The 18,312-nt window shown below is 35.9% G+C and carries 18 protein-coding genes; 1 reads left to right on the forward strand and 17 read right to left on the reverse strand.

What is annotated here, in order from left to right:
- Positions 1-29 precede the first annotated feature (29 nt).
- From ACSVDH_RS18665 to ACSVDH_RS18710, 10 genes are all read right to left on the reverse strand, one after another.
- Positions 30-1,028, reverse strand: coding sequence for a YpdA family putative bacillithiol disulfide reductase (locus ACSVDH_RS18665; RefSeq protein WP_439250944.1), 999 nt, complete (start codon positions 1,026-1,028; stop codon positions 30-32).
- A 69-nt stretch (positions 1,029-1,097) separates the two neighbouring features.
- Positions 1,098-2,369: a Glu/Leu/Phe/Val family dehydrogenase gene (locus tag ACSVDH_RS18670; RefSeq protein WP_299088295.1), complete on the reverse strand. Its 1,272-nt coding sequence runs from the start codon at positions 2,367-2,369 to the stop codon at positions 1,098-1,100.
- Between the two features lie 313 nt (positions 2,370-2,682).
- Positions 2,683-3,288: a genetic competence negative regulator gene (locus ACSVDH_RS18675; protein WP_439250942.1), complete on the reverse strand. Its 606-nt coding sequence runs from the start codon at positions 3,286-3,288 to the stop codon at positions 2,683-2,685.
- 113 nt (positions 3,289-3,401) lie between these two features.
- A complete protein-coding gene (locus ACSVDH_RS18680; protein ID WP_439250940.1) occupies positions 3,402-4,322 on the reverse strand; it encodes a MerR family transcriptional regulator in 921 nt (306 codons plus the stop codon).
- Positions 4,323-4,395: 73 nt separating this feature from the next.
- Entirely contained in the window at positions 4,396-5,133 is a 738-nt protein-coding gene (locus ACSVDH_RS18685) for a metallophosphoesterase (RefSeq protein WP_439251536.1), read from the reverse strand.
- 181 nt (positions 5,134-5,314) lie between these two features.
- Positions 5,315-5,782, reverse strand: a complete 468-nt coding sequence (locus tag ACSVDH_RS18690) for a DUF2663 family protein (RefSeq protein ID WP_299088288.1) — start codon at positions 5,780-5,782, stop codon at positions 5,315-5,317.
- A gap of 95 nt (positions 5,783-5,877) precedes the next feature.
- A complete protein-coding gene (locus tag ACSVDH_RS18695; protein ID WP_299088287.1) occupies positions 5,878-6,543 on the reverse strand; it encodes a LysM peptidoglycan-binding domain-containing protein in 666 nt (221 codons plus the stop codon).
- Complete coding sequence (locus ACSVDH_RS18700; protein WP_439250938.1) at positions 6,536-7,135, reverse strand: CPBP family intramembrane glutamic endopeptidase; 600 nt, start codon at positions 7,133-7,135, stop codon at positions 6,536-6,538. Before ACSVDH_RS18700 ends, ACSVDH_RS18695 begins: the two co-directional genes overlap by 8 nt.
- 3 nt (positions 7,136-7,138) lie before the next feature.
- Positions 7,139-8,635 carry a RecQ family ATP-dependent DNA helicase gene (locus tag ACSVDH_RS18705; protein ID WP_439250937.1) on the reverse strand — a complete coding sequence of 499 codons (1,497 nt, stop codon included), beginning with the start codon at positions 8,633-8,635 and terminating at the stop codon, positions 7,139-7,141.
- On the reverse strand, positions 8,632-9,690 hold the full coding sequence (locus tag ACSVDH_RS18710; protein WP_439250936.1) for a YpbB family protein: 1,059 nt from the start codon (positions 9,688-9,690) through the stop codon (positions 8,632-8,634). Before ACSVDH_RS18710 ends, ACSVDH_RS18705 begins: the two co-directional genes overlap by 4 nt.
- Before the next feature lie 273 nt (positions 9,691-9,963).
- Here ACSVDH_RS18710 and ACSVDH_RS18715 point away from each other — a divergent pair, with 273 nt between their 5' ends.
- Positions 9,964-10,212 (forward strand): ferredoxin, encoded by a 249-nt coding sequence (locus ACSVDH_RS18715; protein ID WP_299088280.1) that lies wholly within the window; start codon positions 9,964-9,966, stop codon positions 10,210-10,212.
- A 57-nt stretch (positions 10,213-10,269) separates the two neighbouring features.
- Here ACSVDH_RS18715 and ACSVDH_RS18720 read toward each other — a convergent pair.
- The 7 genes from ACSVDH_RS18720 to ACSVDH_RS18750 all read right to left on the reverse strand — a co-directional run bounded on the left by ACSVDH_RS18720 (position 10,270) and on the right by ACSVDH_RS18750 (position 18,212).
- A protein-coding gene (locus tag ACSVDH_RS18720; RefSeq protein WP_518616872.1) for an IS3 family transposase occupies positions 10,270-11,624 on the reverse strand; the annotation gives its coding sequence in 2 pieces (ribosomal slippage) (positions 10,270-11,171 and positions 11,171-11,624; 1,356 coding nt in all).
- Positions 11,625-11,764: 140 nt separating this feature from the next.
- Positions 11,765-12,613 carry a M23 family metallopeptidase gene (locus ACSVDH_RS18725; protein ID WP_299088278.1) on the reverse strand — a complete coding sequence of 283 codons (849 nt, stop codon included), beginning with the start codon at positions 12,611-12,613 and terminating at the stop codon, positions 11,765-11,767.
- A 340-nt stretch (positions 12,614-12,953) separates the two neighbouring features.
- Positions 12,954-14,135: an RsiX family anti-sigma factor gene (locus ACSVDH_RS18730; protein WP_439250305.1), complete on the reverse strand. Its 1,182-nt coding sequence runs from the start codon at positions 14,133-14,135 to the stop codon at positions 12,954-12,956.
- Positions 14,113-14,658, reverse strand: coding sequence for an RNA polymerase sigma factor SigX (sigX, locus tag ACSVDH_RS18735; protein ID WP_439250304.1), 546 nt, complete (start codon positions 14,656-14,658; stop codon positions 14,113-14,115). Before sigX ends, ACSVDH_RS18730 begins: the two co-directional genes overlap by 23 nt.
- 250 nt (positions 14,659-14,908) lie before the next feature.
- The gene (locus ACSVDH_RS18740) at positions 14,909-15,493 is read right to left on the reverse strand and encodes a cob(I)yrinic acid a,c-diamide adenosyltransferase (protein ID WP_299088272.1); all 585 of its coding nucleotides are present in this window, start codon (positions 15,491-15,493) and stop codon (positions 14,909-14,911) included.
- A gap of 212 nt (positions 15,494-15,705) precedes the next feature.
- Positions 15,706-17,493, reverse strand: coding sequence for an ATP-binding protein (locus tag ACSVDH_RS18745; protein ID WP_439250302.1), 1,788 nt, complete (start codon positions 17,491-17,493; stop codon positions 15,706-15,708).
- Positions 17,490-18,212, reverse strand: coding sequence for a response regulator transcription factor (locus tag ACSVDH_RS18750; protein ID WP_439250301.1), 723 nt, complete (start codon positions 18,210-18,212; stop codon positions 17,490-17,492). Before ACSVDH_RS18750 ends, ACSVDH_RS18745 begins: the two co-directional genes overlap by 4 nt.
- Positions 18,213-18,312: the final 100 nt, after the last annotated feature.

Genomic DNA, 18,312 nt, shown 5'->3' on the forward strand with positions numbered 1-18,312 from the left:
GATAATAGTGAGAGGTATACATCCACCTCTCACTTCTCCTTTGTATTTCTCTCTTTAATTGCCTCATAAATAAGCTGACCATGGAAACGTCCATTTTCAATAAATATTTCATTTGCATTATTCCCTGCTGCGATAACCCCTGCAATAAATATTCCTTCAACATTTGTTTCCATTGTTTCAGGGTTAAAGGTTGGCCTGCCCGTTTCGGGATCAATTGTTACACCCATTTTCGTTAAGAACTGATGATCAGGGTGATAGCCTGTCATGGCAAAAACAAAATCATTTTTTATTTCTTTTGATTGTCCATTTACTTCATAGATAACAGTTTCTTCACTAATTTTAAGAACGTTTGCTTGAAATTCCATGGTAATCAGCCCATTACGAACAAGAGCTTCGAACTCTGGCAAGATCCATGGTTTAATACTAGGAGAATAATCTTTCCCCCGATAAAGCACCGTTACCCTTGCACCTGCTTTTACTAGCTCTAACGCTGCATCCACACTCGAATTTTTCCCGCCAATCACAACGACATCTTTATTAAAGTAAGGATGTCCTTCCTTGAAATAATGAAAAACCTTTGGTAAATCCTCTCCAGGTATATCCATATAATTAGGATGATCATAGTATCCTGTAGCAATAACAACTTGTTTTGCTTCATATATCTCTTTATCCGTAAAAACATAAAACATTTTGCCTTGCTTTTCGACTTTTTCAACTTTCTCAAATGAATGAATGCGGATGTCTTTTCTTCGTACGACTTCGCGATAATAGGCTAAAGCCTGGTTGCGATATGGCTTGCGATTTTCCGTTATAAAGGGGACCTCTCCGATTTCTAGTTTCTCACTTGAACTAAAAAATGTTTGATGTGTTGGATAATGATAGATCGCATTGACAATATTCCCTTTTTCAATGACTAAAGGTTTAATCCCAATTTTCTCGATTGCGATTGCAGCTGATAGACCACAAGGTCCACCGCCAACAATGATTGTTTCTTCCCTAATCACGAAATCTCCACTCCTGTTGTTCATTTTACGTCAACAAAAAATCTCCTATCCATCATGATAGGAGATTTTATCATTTGTTGCAAATAGAAATGCTTAAATCCAGCCTCTAAACCTTGAAGCTTCCGCCATTTTACGGACCCCTACCATGTAGGCAGCTAAACGCATGTCAACTCGTCGGTTTTGGCTTGTTTCATAGATATTATTAAATGATTTTACCATTACCTTCTCAAGTTTCTCTTCCACTTCTTCTTCTGTCCAATAGTAACCTTGGTTATTTTGAACCCATTCAAAATATGAAACCGTCACACCGCCTGCACTTGCTAATACGTCTGGAACTAATAAAATACCTCGCTCAGAAAGAATCCTTGTACCTTCAAGAGTAGTTGGTCCGTTTGCTGCCTCAACAACAATGCTGGCTCTTATATTTGCGGCATTTTCTTCAGTAATTTGATTTTCAATGGCTGCCGGTACAAGAATATCACAATCAAGCTCAAGTAATTCTTTATTTGTTATTGTATCATTAAACAGTTTCGTAACTGTACCGAAACTATCACGTCGATCAAGTAAATAATCAATATCTAAACCATTAGGATCATGGAGCCCGCCATATGCGTCGGAAATACCAACAATTTTCGCACCAGCATCATGCATGAATTTTGACAGATAACTACCCGCATTTCCGAAGCCTTGTACAACAACTCTGGCTCCTTCAAGCTTTATGCCCTTTTTCTTAGCAGCTTCACGAATACAAATTGTAACTCCCTTAGCAGTAGCAGATTCACGTCCATGAGAACCGCCTAAAACCAATGGTTTTCCTGTAATAAAACCAGGGGAGTTAAATTCATCAATTCGACTGTACTCATCCATCATCCATGCCATAATTTGTGAATTTGTAAAAACATCGGGTGCTGGTATATCCTTTGTAGGCCCTACAATTTGACTTATTGCACGGACATAGCCTCTACTTAGTCGCTCTAGCTCTCTAAAAGACATATCCCTTGGGTCACAGACAATGCCGCCCTTACCGCCGCCATATGGAAGGTCAACAATACCGCACTTCAAGCTCATCCAAATTGAAAGAGCCTTTACTTCTTTTTCGGTAACATTTGGGTGAAATCTAATTCCACCTTTTGTTGGACCAACTGCATCATTATGTTGGGCACGATATCCAGTAAATACCTTTACTGACCCATCATCCATACGAACAGGAATTTTAACTGTCATTAATCTGAGCGGTTCCTTCAATAGTTCATATACTTCTTCGGGATATCCAAGTTTTTCTAGCGCATTATGTATCACCGTTTGTGTAGATTTCAACACATCAAGTTTATCATTTTTATCACCGGTGCTTTTCTCGGCTACCATTTAAGCTAACCTCCTAAATCTTATCAGTAAATGAAAGAATGTCCACCTTTCATGACATAGTATACACTTTAAAAATGCTTATGCAAAGAAGAAAAAACATATTTATTATAATTTCATTTTTCTACCGTAAACGATTTCAAATTCAGAACTTTCCCTTACATGGAATGAAAACTAACCTCTCATTAGCTGTATTTTGTCCTACTTTTTTCAAGTTATCACTTAAAAGAAAAATGAAAAAAGAAGATCACTCAGCTGTCTCTTGGTTCAGCCATTTTATGGCATCTACCTTTCTGAGTCATCTTCTTTTTAGCAATTAAAACGATTCATCTTTGTTCTTACAGAAATGTTGATAAATTTCTTCGATCGCATTTTCTTCTAATATGGTTTTACCATATTCTTTTAATCTATGGACAGTTAATGTTGATGGATTCCCATATTCAGCCAATATCGCCACTAAATCGTCAACTTCCATTTGTTGATCGTCACTTAAAAGCATGTAATATCGTTGTTGAAAGAAAATGACCATACCTTCAGTAACATTTAATTGATAGAGACAATTTGAGAGTTGAATAATATCTTCAAAAGAATCATATTCATAAATAACGTCAAAACTCTCATCCAGTTTCACTTGCATCTCTATATAATCATCAGTAAAATCGTCATCAACCTCATCTGTTTCCGGACTATTAGTGACAATGACAACCATCCCTTGAGCATGAAGTGAATACACTTCGACAGCGATCGGACCATGCGCCTCAAAGCCCAATTCTACACTTGCTTCATTCATCATATCTCTAAATAATTGGTGAACTTTTAATGAATCTTTCCAGAGATCTTCCTTGGTAAGGCCTCGATCTCGCAAATCATCTGTTGTTAAGAAAATTTTTATTTTATCATAGTTCAGTCGCTCTAGCCGCATCCCATACCCTCCTGCCGTCAGAACGCTCTATATATCATCATAGTATGATTTTTATATAAGATGGTTCTAATATTTTTTACAGTTTACACTCTGTGCACATTTTAGACAAGTACTTACTCTTGTTTTTTTTGTGGCAGATTTTCCTTTAGCCATTTTTCCCATTTTTGTAATTGAAATTCAAGTATTTCATAATTTAAATGCGAATATTTCACCTTACTTTTTGCACTTTCAATCACACAAATTTGAATTTCTTTTGTTTTAGATGACAGTTCATCCAACATAGCTAATGTTTTCTTATTATGAGGATCTAGATCACATGAAAAAAAAAGAAATTGTGGCTTTATTTTTTCCAAAACGCTATCTATTTCACCAGCATCTATACTTCCGCCTATGTAAATCACCTCAAAGCCTTTTCTTCGTAAAAATACCGAAAAGATTAGCAATCCAAGCTCATTGGATTCTTCTGGACCACAAACAGTCACTGCCTTCGGAAGAATTCCAGCTACTGGTAAGCTATGCAAAATCATTCCGATTCGCGATCGAAAATAAGAAAAAATAAATTGTTTCTCTGCAGCTGTCACACTTCCCGCTTTTACCTCCTCCTGTAATTTTAAGAGTAAATGAGGAAGCAGCTCAAAAACAACTTTATCAACAGTATAAAGACTAAACGCTTTATTTAAACAATCATTTGCAAGACTTTCATCAAAATGACGGAGGGCATTAAGTAGCTTGTCCATTAACTCAAAAGACAGGTCAGGTTTACCTGTGTCATCGATATCCTTATTATTGTTAACTGGTGATTGGTTACTGTCCAAAAGATTAATTGCTTGGCTGATTGTAAACCCGTTATCTACCTTATTAATTAACCATTTTAATGTTTGGATATGTTCTTCCGTATAAAGTCGGTGACCGGATTCATTCCTTTTAGGCGCAATGACTTTATACCTTCGTTCCCATGCTCTTAAAGTTCCCGGCTGAATTCCTAGAAGCTTGGAAGCAGCTTTAATATTATATTTGCCTTCATGATTAGCCATTTCGATCCCCCGTAAGTCACCCGAAAAAAGGATGATGCTGTTTATCATCCTTTTTACTTAATATTTATGATTTTCAACTAGGATGCTTAAGCTGGAGAATATGTGCCTCTGCAGGGGCTCCCAGCCTCAGCGGTACACCAGATGTACCATATCCATTACTTATTAGTATTGTTGCATTCGTTAGTTTATGAAGTTTTCCCTTTTTGTACAAACCTAAACCAAACAAGCGTATTTGGCCGCCATGGGTATGACCGCTTATGATTAAAGATATTCTGTCTGATTTTTTTACCTGTTCATAGATCTCCGGGTTATGACTTATTAACAAGCGAAAATCGCCTTTAGGAGAGTGTTTTAACGCTAAATCCAATCGATCTCTCTCCATACTCATATCCTCTACTCCTAGCAAAACCATTTTTTCGCCGTTCTTTGCAGATATCGTTGAAGTTGAATTATTAAGAATCGTCACGCCATGCTTAATAAGCAGCTGTTCAAGTCTATCCTTGCCGACTTCATAGTCATTATTGCCAAAAACAAAATAAATGGGCGCAATCTTTTTTAAAATATTTAAATTTTGCTCAACTCTTTGAAAAGGAACACCTTTTTCCGTTAAATCTCCTCCAATAATAACTAAATCAATTGAGGATGGGAGCTGCTCTAATAATTTAATAGAAATCTTTCTTCTATGAATATCTGAAATGAAAAAGATCGTAAATACGCCAAAGCTTTTTGGAAATTCATTAAAGTGTAATATATGTTTTGTTAAATGATTTTCCTTTGCTTTTATAAGCATGACAATCATCAAAATTAACATTAAAAACAGTACACAAAAAATAGTTATGATAAGCAAGGAAAACACCTCTGGAAATTAAATACACTTAGCCAGTATATGAAATGTTTATTATTGGTAAAAAGGAATTATACCATACTTCATAATAAAGATCCCTTCTTAATCAAAGATTTGAAAAGAAGGGGAAATGTAGAAATTTTATCATTTATTTACTTTCATGGAACAAATTAATGTCATATTCATTCTTCATCATTGTAAACACTTCATGACGATTTTTCCATTGTGTTGGCTGCGGCCATAAATCTGCACTTTTTCTGATTACTTCACATCTTAAATTATGATATTCAGATTCAGCTTTTTCTTCTTTCTTTTTATAAAATTGTGCAGTTGCATAGCCTGCAACAATTAGTAATACAACTAGAATATGATACGTTCCATCAAACAGCTTATGAAAAATAACCCCTACCTGGTTACCAGCAGGTTTAATAATAAAAGCATATAGGTAAACAATAAAACCCATTACCAGCACAAAGGTGAAAAACTGTGCATGAAAGCATTTGTTTTTATACTTCTCCAATTTTCTTTTCCGCTCAACTAAATGATGTAGCATTTTTTTGGTTGGTTCGTCAGTATGATCTTTAAGCAGTTGAATTCGAGTTTCTATAATGGCCACTTCCCCTCGTACAACGATTCTACTTCTACTGTTACTACATTGTATGAAGTCGTCCACATAGATATGAATATTCGCCTTAAGATGTATGAAACAAGCTATTTTAGAGGGATTTTTAAGATTTGACCCTCATAAACCGTATCACCCTGTAACTTGTTATATTCACGAATAATGTCTTCGCCTGAGCGACTGTTATAATACTTAATCGCAATTTTAAAGAGCGTTTCATTTGCAGCTACTTTATGGGTTATCACCTCTCGATAATTAGTACTATCCGTTTCCGCACTTTCCTTTGCTTCTGCATCTACTTCGACAGTATCTTCCGTTTTTTGTTCGTTCCCATCATCTATTATTGTTTCCTCTTTATTAGCATTGCTCGTTTCATCGGTTTGAACAGGCTCCACTTCTTCTGTTTCTTCAATAGATTCGGTTGCTTCCAATGAGGCTGTATCTTGTTCTTCATCTTCGGGGGCTCCTGTTGACACAAAAACAGTTTCATTCCCAGAAAGACTTTCTCCATCGGCAGACTGGTGATGACGGCTGCTGTAATAAGTGGTGATGGATAAAAATAGGATCGGGAGCATGACAAAAAATATGGCTAATATGCTAATGATCGGATATTTCATTTTTGGCTTTTTCTTTTTCTCTTTATCCTTATGGACTTCAGAGCGTGGCGGAAAATCACCATGCCGTTCTTTATAGTCATCAATCATCCGAGATCGTAAGTTTCCCGCTTGGTCAGAGCGTTTTTCAAATTCACTCATTTCCTTTTTTCACCTCTTTTAAATAGTGCAACCTAATTTGAATTGCAAACACTAAATCAATTAAAAAATGAGCAATAATAGTTGTATATAAAGTTTCTGTCCAGTCGTATACGATACCTAACAAGAAACTGATTGCCACGACCATTGTAAATAATACCGATTTAGATAAATAGCGAAAATGTAAAACGGCAAAAATTAAACTTGCAACCCATATACCAAAATGTGTTTGCAGCACACCGCGGAACAACATTTCTTCTGAAATGGCAATTATCAATGTTAAAATAACAATGTGTGGGAAACTCCTTTTAGCAAAGAGCTTTTCATTAATTCCTCCATCATCAATGAAATGTTTCGGAACTAGCTTCATGATGATAAAATCAATCAAAATAACGATCATTGCCGCTCCAATTCCATATAAGAGATATGAATGATTTGTAACCATCCAAAGAGCTAGAAAGTCTTCAACTGAATCGAATAAAAAACAGCCTAAAATTCCTGAGATCACCAATAGTAAAAATTGTGTAAAATATAAATTTTGAATAATTTGTTTATCTGTTAGTTGTTTAATTAAATCATTTTGCTTTTTAAACAAACACTAATCACTCGCCTTATGAAATATTGCATATAATTCCCTCTCCCATTCTATATCTGCAGTTTGTGTTTGGTAGTGACTTTCCCCTTCAAAGTCCTTATAGGCCATTCCACAGAAATCACAACAATTTTCAATTGTGTGAACAGGAGGTTGTTCATTAAAATAAGCTAGGAGCTTTTGTCGTTTACATCCGTCTGTGTTAAGCCAATCTGTCATTTTAAGTAATTTTTTATGTTTAACCATTATCCTTTTTTCAATCTCAGTCCATATGCGGGTGATTAGAGTATCCGGATCTAGATAACGGCCTCGTAATGCGCTTAAATGATATTCAAGATATCGCCATTGAATGTCTGTTAAGCCGCTTTGCTCTTGGATCTCATTAAAAGAAACCGATTGTTGTTTTCCATGTATATAATAGATCGTACGGTAGAGCTTTTCATATGAAGGAAATTCTGATTCAACTAATACCTTTGGCACTTCATAATCACTTTCCGTTAACAGTGTTATCGCTAAACTAGGAAGTCCATCACGACCTGCCCTGCCAATTTCCTGCATGTAAGATTCTAGCTGGGAGGGGAAATGAAAATGAATGACAAAACGGATATTTTGTTTATTAATACCCATTCCAAATGCGTTCGTACAACAAACAACCTGAAGCTGATTATATAAAAACTGTTGTTGAATTAAAATTCGCTGCTCCTGATCCATTCCTCCATGATAATAGCCAACTTCATTGAAACCAGTATCAATAAGAATTTGTGCGAGACGTTCAGCCCATAACCTACTGGAACAATATATGACACCAGGCCCCTTTAATGACCGAACTAAAGAAAGAATCCGACCAATTTTTTCGTCAATTGAAGCATGTTTTTCTACAGCTAATGCAATATTAGGTCTATTGATAGAATAAATAAACGTTTTGCTGTGTGAACGGAATTGCAGTGTATTTTTAATATCTTCTACCACTTCCTTTGTTGCAGTGGCAGTTAATGCTAAACACGGAGGGTGGTCTAATTCTTTAATAATTGACCCTAGTTTGGAATAGTCCGGTCTGAAATCATGACCCCATTGTGAAATACAATGTGCCTCATCCACAACAAACAATGATATCTTTGCATCTTTTAAAGCTCGAAGCACATAATCTGATTGCAGGATTTCTGGAGATGCATAAATATATCGATAATGTTTTAGTGATGTTAAATATCTTTTTCTTTCGTTTATTGAGATGGTACTGTTTAACGCAATAACCCTTTTTTCTCCTCTGAGTTTGATTTGTTCCACCTGATCCTCCATTAGTGATAATAATGGGGAAATAATTAAGATAGGGGCTTTCAGTATGTAGGCAGGAAGCTGATAACAAAGCGACTTTCCCCCACCAGTCGGAAGCATTGCCAACACATCATGTTTTTGTAAAACTGCTTCAATAATCTCTATTTGCCCTGTTCGAAAGTGATCAAGCTGGAAGTAGGTTTTTAAAATGTTTTTCAATTGTTTGTTCATCCGTTCCTCCCATTGATCGCAAAAGCAAGTCTAATTTGAAAGTAGCTGTACTTATGATTTAAGTACTCCTTTATTTTTTTTAATTGGTGTGTATGAAGAGATTTTATCGCCTCGCTAATCTCTTCAAAATCTTCTGTTGATAAAAAAGCAGAAGGAATAAAAGACTGATCATGTAACGTGATTTCGACTATATGGTCCTCAATTGTACTTATTTTTAACTTTCGAATCGCAGCGATATCTTGCAATGTAATTCCTTGCAATAAATAGGCGCGTGTTTTTGCAGATGAAGATGTAAGGGAATTATTTTGCCGCTTATCTTTAATGATTGCATAAAAGATGCTGTCTTGCTTTTCTGTTTTCTGAAAATCTACCATTGAATGAATAACATCCCAAAATAATAAATAAACAAAAGTCGGATCCTCGTTATGTTTTCTGGCAATTTGTTCAAACGTTAGTCCAATTGTTTGACTTGATGTCAGTCTCTGGGTGAAAATAGCTGCTCTGTTCGTTGTTTGGAGTAATAAAAAATCTTTAATTTCTTTATAAAGTTCTTCAGCGAGATCCGATTTTGAAATAGGAATCTGATTTAAAAATGATTTTACCCAAAGTAAGTCCTCTTGATTTTTAGTTAAAGGGAGGTACTGCTTTCTCTCATAAACAAAATTGGATAAAACCTGAACTAGAAGCGACAGCCTTCTCCAAAAAATTCTTCCAAGATCACCATATTCCCATCCATTTAAGTTAGCAGGTAACGGTCTTTTGGCAAGTCTTTCATTTAACATGAATTTACCTTTATCTGTTACAAAATAATGTTGATTAGGTAATAATTCCAGCAAATCTTCCTGTAGCAATTCTTCACATGCTTCATTTAAGTATTGTCGTGACAGCCTTGGGAAAAGACTAAACATATGAGATAAATTAAAAAGTTTGCCATCTTGAATTGTTTGTGAAGATTTTTTCCCATTAAGCAAATGATAAATAGCGGAGAGAGATCTTTCTCCATTAAATTGCTTAATACAATAAAGTAAGACAAGATGGAAATATCCATGTTTCATTTTATCACCTAACATCGTTTGACAATATTCGATCATCTTCTTTATTTTAACAAATTTTTTGTCCTTCGTTCACAAAATAGGTTTATTTTACCCAATGTTTTCGCTGTGATAAGTATTATCAGCAGAGTTTTTTATTGAAATGTCTAAAAAACAGATTTACAATACTAAATAGGAACAGCAAGAAGTTGATATTTATAAAGAATTGACTCAAGCATTTAAGTTCTACCATATAGTGATAATATGGTATTAATTTTTTCAGGAGGTTTCGTTTTAATGGCAAAATATACGATCGTTGACAAAGACACATGTATCGCTTGCGGAGCATGTGGCGCTGCAGCACCAGACATTTATGATTATGATGATGAAGGTATCGCATACGTTACCTTAGATGATAACCAAGGCATTGTCGAAGTTCCAGAAGAGCTAGAAGAAGATATGATGGATGCTTTTGAAGGATGCCCAACAGATTCAATTAAAATTGCAGATGAAAAATTTGACGGTGATGCGTTAAAATTTGAATAGTTTAAAAAACCCTCCGCATATTGAAGTGACCCCTAAAAGTTAGACACGGTTATTTCATTAGGCAACTTGGGTAAAATGAGTTCGGTATTGCACTGGACTCATTTTTAATTTTGCCTTTATTCGCTTTGTATTGTAGTAATCGATGTATTTTTCTAATTCTATTTTAAAATGCTCTACACTCTCAAATTCTCTTATGTAGAGGAACTCAGATTTCATAATTCCAAAGAAGTTCTCCATAACAGAGTTGTCGTAACAGTTTCCTTTACGAGACATACTTTGGACTATCCCTCTGGATTCAAGTGCGTGACGATATTTCTTCATTTGATAATGCCAGCCTTGATCGGAATGCAGAAGTAGCTGGTGGATATCAGGTAAACGTTCGAAAGCCTTCTCCAACATATTTGAAACAAGAGAATAGGTTGGTCTAGAACCAATTGTGTACGTGATTATCTCCCCATTAAATAAATCTAAGACAGGCGAAAAATAAAGTTTCTCACCGAATATCTTAAATTCTGTAATGTCTGTTACCCACTTTTCATTTGGGGTATTTGCCGTAAAATGGCGGTCTAAAATATTTGGCGCTATTTTACCGACCGAACCTTTATAAGATTTGTATTTTTTCATTCGTACGATACACTTTAACCCTAGTTCTTTCATAATCCGTTGAACCTTCTTGTGATTCACTTTTTGCCCACGATTCGCAAGTTCATCACGAATACGGCGATAGCCATAACGCCCTTCATGTTCTTCATAAATTGCCTTTATTTCCACTTTTAGATCAGCATCTGGATCTAGACGATTCATACGTTCCACTAAATCATAGTAAGTGCTACGTGGAATGCCAGCGAGTTTTACGAGTGCTTTCACCGGATATTTATGCCTTAATTCATAGACTACTTGCGCTTTGTCTTGTTTGGTGATTTTTTCTTGTTTTGAACTAAGGCATTCAACTTTTTTAAATACTCGTTTTCCATTTCAAGTTGTTTAATACGTGATTCCAGTGCCTCGACAGACCCTTCAAGTGGTGTGGATTTAGTTTGTTTTTTCGTATCTTTTTTCATGGATGGACGCCCCTTTATCTTTGATTGAAGGGCATCTAATCCTTGTGTTTCAAATTGCTTTTTCCAAACAAGTATTGTGGATGGAGCAGCTATATTAAAGATAGCCGCTGTTTCCATTATGGACGTACCGTGTTCAATCATATAATTTAGTACGTCTAGTTTAAACTGTTGGGTGTAATTTGTATATAATTTTACGAATGCTTCTACACCATTGTATTCATATTGTTTGACCCATTTAAGAATTGCTTTATTATCAGTTCCCAAAGATTTAGCTAATTCATATGAACTCTCATTTCCATTTAAATAACGTTGAACTGCTTGTAATTTATCTTCTGCAGAAAATTTAGCCATAAAAAACTGCACCTCCAACTGTTAGATGGTGTCTAACAATTGGGGTGCAGTTCATATATTGCAGAGGGTTTTTTATTTTTACTTTTAGTTATCCACTTTACTTTTTTCCCCTTCTAAAAATGCTTAAACACTAAACTAATTTAGCGTTGACCCGATGCGTTACCCGATTGAGTTGCATAATTGGTTTCGTTATTCACATATACTATTAGCTTTTGCCCCGGGTAGATGAGATCAGTTTCAAGCTTATTCCATTTCTGGAGTGAAGGAATCGTGACCTTATAGATTTGAGACACTTTCCATAAAGTGTCTCCCTTCATGATTGTGATCACCTTTTTAGGCAGTTCCTGCTCTTTTCCATGTTTTCCTTGTGGCTTTACAATTGTAGTTGACTGCAGCTCTGTTTCAGCAGATTTTTCTTTAAACACATTTGATTCAGTATTTTGCTTAGAAGTCTTAGAACTTTGTTTATCTTCTGAATGAACCGTTTCATTTGGCAAGTCAAAAACAAAGATTGGGTCTAATGCATGTTCTTTTTCATATGTCCATTCGCCTTTATGCAATTCGAAATGTAAATGTGTTCCTGTTGAAACCCCTGTATTCCCAATAATGCCAAGTGTTTGTCCTTTTTGAAGTATGTCTCCTTCGCTAACCAGTCTTTTACTTAAATGAGCATATACCGTTTCATAGCCTTCTGGATGTTCAACAAAAACAACATGTCCATATGTATCGGAATGATACGATTTCGTTACGTTTCCAGCAGATACGGAGACGATTTTTTCTCCTTCAGGTGCGGCAATGTCGATTCCTTTATGGTTTCCATTCCTTGTTCCAAATGTATCTGTAATAACGCCGTCAACTGGCTGAACCCAGTTTTCTTCTAATTCATCTATGTAAGATTGTGCCTCCACCTGATTATGTATACATAAGGTAATTCCAATAAATAGTCCAAACATGTTGATCAACCTTACTTTTTTTACATTTACTAGCATTTTTCTCCCCCTACATTTTTTAAAGCAATTTCCATACATCTACAAATTTTACTCCTAAATGAACTCCGAATTCGTGTAAAGCTACAGGGATATTACATGTAAGCTTGTCTTGGAAAAGAACAACAGTTAGTATATAACATTTTTTTCCTTTCTATACATGAAAAATAGGGAAGCGATTTCCATCCCTCGGGGAAAAGTCGTTCCAGAATAATAAAAGGTGTTCTTTACCTTTAATTCAGAAATAGCTTGACTTTCAGTGGCAGGCGCTGGCAATCTATATTGCGGCGTCCTGTGCTTCAGAGCTAGACATCAAAAAAAGAGACTCTAAAATAGAGCCTCTCTAATTCGCTTTAACCGGGTTCGGCGAAAAAGGTACTTCAATCGGTTTTGTCACATCCATTTCACCAATCCTATCGGTTGTGATTCCTTTAAATTGAACAGTATCATATCCAAATTCCTTTGCAGTCATTAACATAGCTTCTAACATAATTATGGACGCTTCACTATTCTCTACACCTGCATCTTGATTAATTTCAATTTCAATCTGGTCACCTTTTGGTGTTGTAGTAATGTTGGTAACTGTATTTAATATTGTTGGTTTTAAGTCATTCTCCTCGATCCCTTGCTTCATCGCTTTTAGAGCTCCATCAATTGAATCATATGAAATAGGTGATGGCACGAGGAGCTTTAATGTATTTTCATCAAATTGATAGAGAAAATAGGCTTTTTTCGTTTCTTTGCTCACATCTAAATCATTTTTAGGGCCTGATTGGCCGAATTCAATGCCTTCTTTTTGATTTGTATAAAGATTGGCTTTTTTATAATTAAGCCATTTAAAAGTTTCAATAATTGCATTTTGATATAATACATCATTTGTAGAAGAAGACAAATTCGGTACACCCTTATAATCGATGGTAATTTCCTCAGATTTTTCTGACTCAGAAAATTCAGTTTCACTTAATTCATAAGTAATCGGTCCAATCTCCTCCTTATATACATCTGGATTTACCTTCTCAATTTGTTCAAGCTTTTCTTGCTTTTTATTTGCTTCAAGACTTACAGGAAGAATGTTTTTAGCTTCAGAATCAGTAAAACCAACTGTAATAACGTCTTCTGCCTCACTTGCTGCCGTTACAAAAGTTTGTTGTTTATCATTTAGTAATGAAGCTTTAGCAAGCTCCTTATTCTCTAGTTCTTGTTGTGGTTCTGCCATTTCCTTATTGTTCTCGGAAGAACGCTGTGTTTTTTCTGAACTCTCTGTTGTAGATTTAGAAGACATATCCATCGCACTTTCTTCATTTAACTGTAAGCTCTGAAAGAATAGTGGAGAGATCAAAGCGAATATAAACAATGCCGCTATAACAGCAATTGCCGGTGCGGCCCAAGTTCTATTTGTTTTCCCCTGATGCTGTTTAGAAAGAATAGTTTGATAGATATCTTCCGATGTTTGTTTATCCTTAACAGAGGGTAGCTGCTTCAAAAGCTTCTCGAGCTGTTCTTCATTCCACTCCTGTCTTTTCAATCGAAAGCCCCTCCTTTGAAATCATCATCATTTGTTTTTGCAGCTGCTTTAACGCACGATGCTGAGTTGTCTTTACCTTACTAGACGTCCACCCCAGTGCTTCCGCTGTTTCTGTAATGGATAGTTCCTGAAGGTATCGTAAAATCAGTACAGCGCGCTGGTCAAAAGAGCAGGAATCAAGTGAGCGGTACATCCACTGAATTTTTTCGTTTTTTAAGGCAATCTCATCTGGTAATGGTTTAAGATCTTCTATCTGATGTTTTTGCCAATCAAACTTTTCTAAAATCCGCCTGCGAATCGTTTTTTGTTTGCGGAACCAATCAATGGCCACATGTCTTGCAATGGAAAACAACCATGTCTTTTCCGTGCTTCGACCTTCGAAATTATCATAGGCCTTTAAAACACGAATATATACCTCCTGCACCAAATCTTCAGCTTGCTCACGATTTTTCACCATATAGAATAGGAATTGAAATAAATCATGATGATATTTTTCATATAATCTCTGAAAGGTATCCTCCATGAATGCCCCTCCATTCGTTTATTTAGTCGATAACAACTTGGAAAAGTTGCGCATATGTTTGAAAAGGAAATAATTTTGAAATATTTATGTAATATTTGACTTCAACTATGTTAACTTTAGCATACTTACTATCATTCTCGAAGTCTCTCATAAAAATTTCACAAAAAAATATCGTTTGATCCTTTTTACAATGTTCATTGCAAAACGATCAAACGATTGCCAGTAATTACATCAAAATAAAGCCTAACTTTTACTCACGATCTTTTTTCAAAGGTTTGCTTTTAAACACAAGTGCACTTCTCTCGTATTCAACGTCCTTTACACCTAAGCGAAAATTAATAACCCTTGCTAGAGCAAAAAAATAATCTGATAAACGGTTTAAGTATTGCAAAACAAATGGATTTATCTCCATTTCCTTTTGTAAAGACACTGTACGTCTTTCCGCCCTGCGTGTCACTGTTCTTGCAAGATGAATGACAGCGGCAGCCGGACTGCCTCCAGGTAAGATGAACCTTTCTAATTCGGGTGCTTCCTTTACATAGTGATCAATTCTCTCCTCCAGAAAGGTAACCATCTCAGCTGTTGTTTTATATGGGTATTTTTCCTTAACAACTGCTAAATCACCTCCACAGTCAAATAACTCATGTTGGATTTTTTCTAATTCATGATAAATATCACTGAACATAGGTTCTTTAAGCAACGTCATTGCCTGACCTACAAAGGAATTAGCCTCGTCAATTGTTCCATATGCTTCAACACGCAGATGGTCTTTATCCACTCTTCCACCAATAATACTAGTTTTGCCACTGTCACCTGTTCTGGTATATAAGTTCATTTTTTTCCCACTCTCCAATATGCATTTTTTACCAGTGTATCGGCCTATCGTTATTTATACTTTTCGAGCTATTTCTTTAATCTCCTTTAAATAGTTCATTCAATATGTAATAATTCACCAATTTAAAATGTGGAAAAAGCCCACTCTTTCGAATAGGCTACATGATAAAAGTAAGAAAATTGTTCCTTATGAAACAAGATTGTTCGTCAAACTTATTCAGAATCATGGTTATTTCGCGGTAAAAGGATGCTAAATGTCGTACCTTCTCCAATTTTACTATGAACTTGAATTTTTCCCTTATGTGCTTCTATGATATTTTTTGCAATCGCCAAGCCTAGTCCAGTTCCGGTTCTTCCCCTTGTTCTTGCCTTATCAGCCTTATAAAAACGTTCAAAGACAAAAGGTAAATCTTCTTCTGGGATTCCGCTTCCTGAATCTTTGACTTTAATCATGATGCCTTCATCATGATCTGTCACATTAATTGCAACTGTACCATTTTCTGAAGTATGACGAATGGCATTATCAATTAAATTTGTTAGCACCTGCTCAATACGATCAGGGTCAAATATAAAGTAAGGCTCTTTTAGCTCAATATTAGCATATAGTGTAATCATTTTTTCCTTTGCAAGCCCTTGAAACTTTCGATTAATTTTATCAATAAATGTAGGAACTGAAACCTCTTCTATATTTAAAGAAATATGACCAGCTTCCATTCTTGCTAAGTCTAATAATTCATTGACTAATCTGCCCATACGCAATGATTCATCGTAAATAACTTGGGCTATTTCACGCTTTTCTTCATCAGTGCTTGCAATATCATCAATAATCGCCTCACTATAGCCTTGGAGCATGGAAATTGGTGTACGGAGTTCATGACTAACATTGGCAATAAAGTCCTTTCGAAGTTTATCTAAACGACGCTCATCTGTCATATCTCTAAGGACTGCTACTGCACCCCGGACATGTGAGTGATTATAGAGCGGACTCATTAAAATTACCCAGCTTCTTCCTTGAATCGTTATTTCATGCACCTGCTCCTTTTCTGAATGAACGGCTCTATGAAACAGCTCTTTTGCTTCAGGTGGGAGTTCCTCACCAGATTTAATTTTCATTCCTTGTTCATAATACCATGCTTGCAAAAAGCGCTCGGCTGGAGGATTTGTCACCAATATTGATCCATCAATATTCAATGTAATAACACCATCTGCCATACTGCTTAATATATTTGATAAATGCTCTTTTTCCTGACTAAGGGCATTAATATGAAATTTTAACTGTCTCCCCATTTGATTAAAGGCTATTCCTAGCTCGCCAATTTCGTCCTGGGACATAATCGGAACCTTTGTTTCGAATTTTCCTTTTGCAAGCTCCTGGGCTACCTCACGCATTTTTCTTAACGGATAGGTGATCCTTGTAGATAAGAAGAAAGCAAATATCGTTGTTAGTATGATCGCAATCCCCGCTGCTAAAATAATATACTTTGTCGTTTCCTTTGTTGTATCATGAACAGCTAATAAAGATTGTGAGATAAAGATGGCCCCTGTTTCCGATTCGGAAATCTTATACGGGACCCCAACGACTAAAACTTCTTCCTCACCATTATTCGGCTGCTCCAAATTTGTACGTTTTCTAACTTCACGATCTTTCGTTAACACAACCGCAAGATCTTCATCTTGATAAATATCCTCAAATTCCAAATGAGGAATTTGCTCTTCTTCAATAGGTGAATTCCAATAAGTATTATCATCCTTAACGATAAGAATATGAGTTAACTCATCCGTTAATTCCCAAGTTATCGACCTTGCAAGAGATTGATCCTGATGACTCTCCATAATCGCAGATACTTTGTTCGCGAGCTGATCTAGCTCCTTTTCAGCTTCTTCAACATGGTAGTTTTCGATAAATTCTAGCATGAGAATCGTTAAAACAAATAAGACAAAGGAAACGAGTAAGATAATCGTTCCCCAAAGTTTACCAACTACACTTTTCCAAAGTATCATGCATTATTAACCTCAAATTTGTAGCCTACTCCCCAAACTGTTACAATCATTTTTGCAGCTTCCGGAGAAACTTTGCTTAATTTTTCGCGAAGTCGCTTAACATGTGTATCCACAGTACGTAAATCACCGAAAAATTCATATTGCCATACCTCTTTTAAAAGCTTCTCCCGGTCATATACTTTATCAGGTGTTTTAGCAAGAAAATACAAAAGCTCATATTCTTTTGGAGTTAAGCTTACCTCTGTGCCATCAGCGGTCACTCGATGTGCATCATGATCGATCGATAAATGAGGAAAAACAATAACATTTTTTGCTTTTGTATCTGTTTTTAAATAAGAAGTTTGTGACGATCTTCTCAGAAGCGCCTTTACACGTAAAACGACTTCTCTTGGACTGAATGGCTTTACAATATAATCATCTGTTCCAACCTCAAAGCCTTGTACCCTGTTTGCTTCTTCTCCTTTTGCTGTGAGCATGATAATAGGTGTTGCTTTCTTTTCCCGAAGCTGTTTACACACCTCTATCCCGTCTATACCAGGCATCATAATATCAAGCATAATCAAATCATATTCATTATTTAATCCAAGCTCCAATGCCTCATCGCCATTTTCCGCTTCATCTATTACATAATTTTCTCTTTCTAAATACATCCGTAAAAGTCTGCGAATGCGGTCCTCATCATCTACAACTAAAATTCTTCCATTTTGGTTCTCTTCCATTAGTAAGCCCTCCCTAATTAGAATTACGTAAGCACCTATTCAAACTCTTGCCTTTTAAGAAAAGCCTTCACTGCACAGGAGTGAAGGCTTTGACAGCAGC

The sequence above is a fragment of the Metabacillus sp. Hm71 genome (assembly GCF_051842955.2).
In the GTDB taxonomy this organism is placed as follows: domain Bacteria; phylum Bacillota; class Bacilli; order Bacillales; family Bacillaceae; genus Metabacillus.

What these genes read in the sequence shown, in the direction of transcription:
- ACSVDH_RS18665 (WP_439250944.1), bottom strand. Translation starts at nt 1,028, where the DNA reads ATGAACAACAGGAGTGGAGATTTCGTGATTAGGGAAGAAACAATCATT.
- sigX (WP_439250304.1), bottom strand. Translation starts at nt 14,658, where the DNA reads ATGGAGGATACCTTTCAGAGATTATATGAAAAATATCATCATGATTTA.
- ACSVDH_RS18715 (WP_299088280.1), top strand. Translation starts at nt 9,964, where the DNA reads ATGGCAAAATATACGATCGTTGACAAAGACACATGTATCGCTTGCGGA.
- ACSVDH_RS18740 (WP_299088272.1), bottom strand. Translation starts at nt 15,493, where the DNA reads ATGAACTTATATACCAGAACAGGTGACAGTGGCAAAACTAGTATTATT.
- ACSVDH_RS18675 (WP_439250942.1), bottom strand. Translation starts at nt 3,288, where the DNA reads ATGCGGCTAGAGCGACTGAACTATGATAAAATAAAAATTTTCTTAACA.
- ACSVDH_RS18725 (WP_299088278.1), bottom strand. Translation starts at nt 12,613, where the DNA reads ATGCTAGTAAATGTAAAAAAAGTAAGGTTGATCAACATGTTTGGACTA.
- ACSVDH_RS18680 (WP_439250940.1), bottom strand. Translation starts at nt 4,322, where the DNA reads ATGGCTAATCATGAAGGCAAATATAATATTAAAGCTGCTTCCAAGCTT.
- ACSVDH_RS18705 (WP_439250937.1), bottom strand. Translation starts at nt 8,635, where the DNA reads ATGAACAAACAATTGAAAAACATTTTAAAAACCTACTTCCAGCTTGAT.
- ACSVDH_RS18685 (WP_439251536.1), bottom strand. Translation starts at nt 5,133, where the DNA reads ATGTTAATTTTGATGATTGTCATGCTTATAAAAGCAAAGGAAAATCAT.
- ACSVDH_RS18745 (WP_439250302.1), bottom strand. Translation starts at nt 17,493, where the DNA reads ATGATACTTTGGAAAAGTGTAGTTGGTAAACTTTGGGGAACGATTATC.
- ACSVDH_RS18710 (WP_439250936.1), bottom strand. Translation starts at nt 9,690, where the DNA reads ATGAAACATGGATATTTCCATCTTGTCTTACTTTATTGTATTAAGCAA.
- ACSVDH_RS18750 (WP_439250301.1), bottom strand. Translation starts at nt 18,212, where the DNA reads ATGGAAGAGAACCAAAATGGAAGAATTTTAGTTGTAGATGATGAGGAC.
- ACSVDH_RS18695 (WP_299088287.1), bottom strand. Translation starts at nt 6,543, where the DNA reads ATGAGTGAATTTGAAAAACGCTCTGACCAAGCGGGAAACTTACGATCT.
- ACSVDH_RS18670 (WP_299088295.1), bottom strand. Translation starts at nt 2,369, where the DNA reads ATGGTAGCCGAGAAAAGCACCGGTGATAAAAATGATAAACTTGATGTG.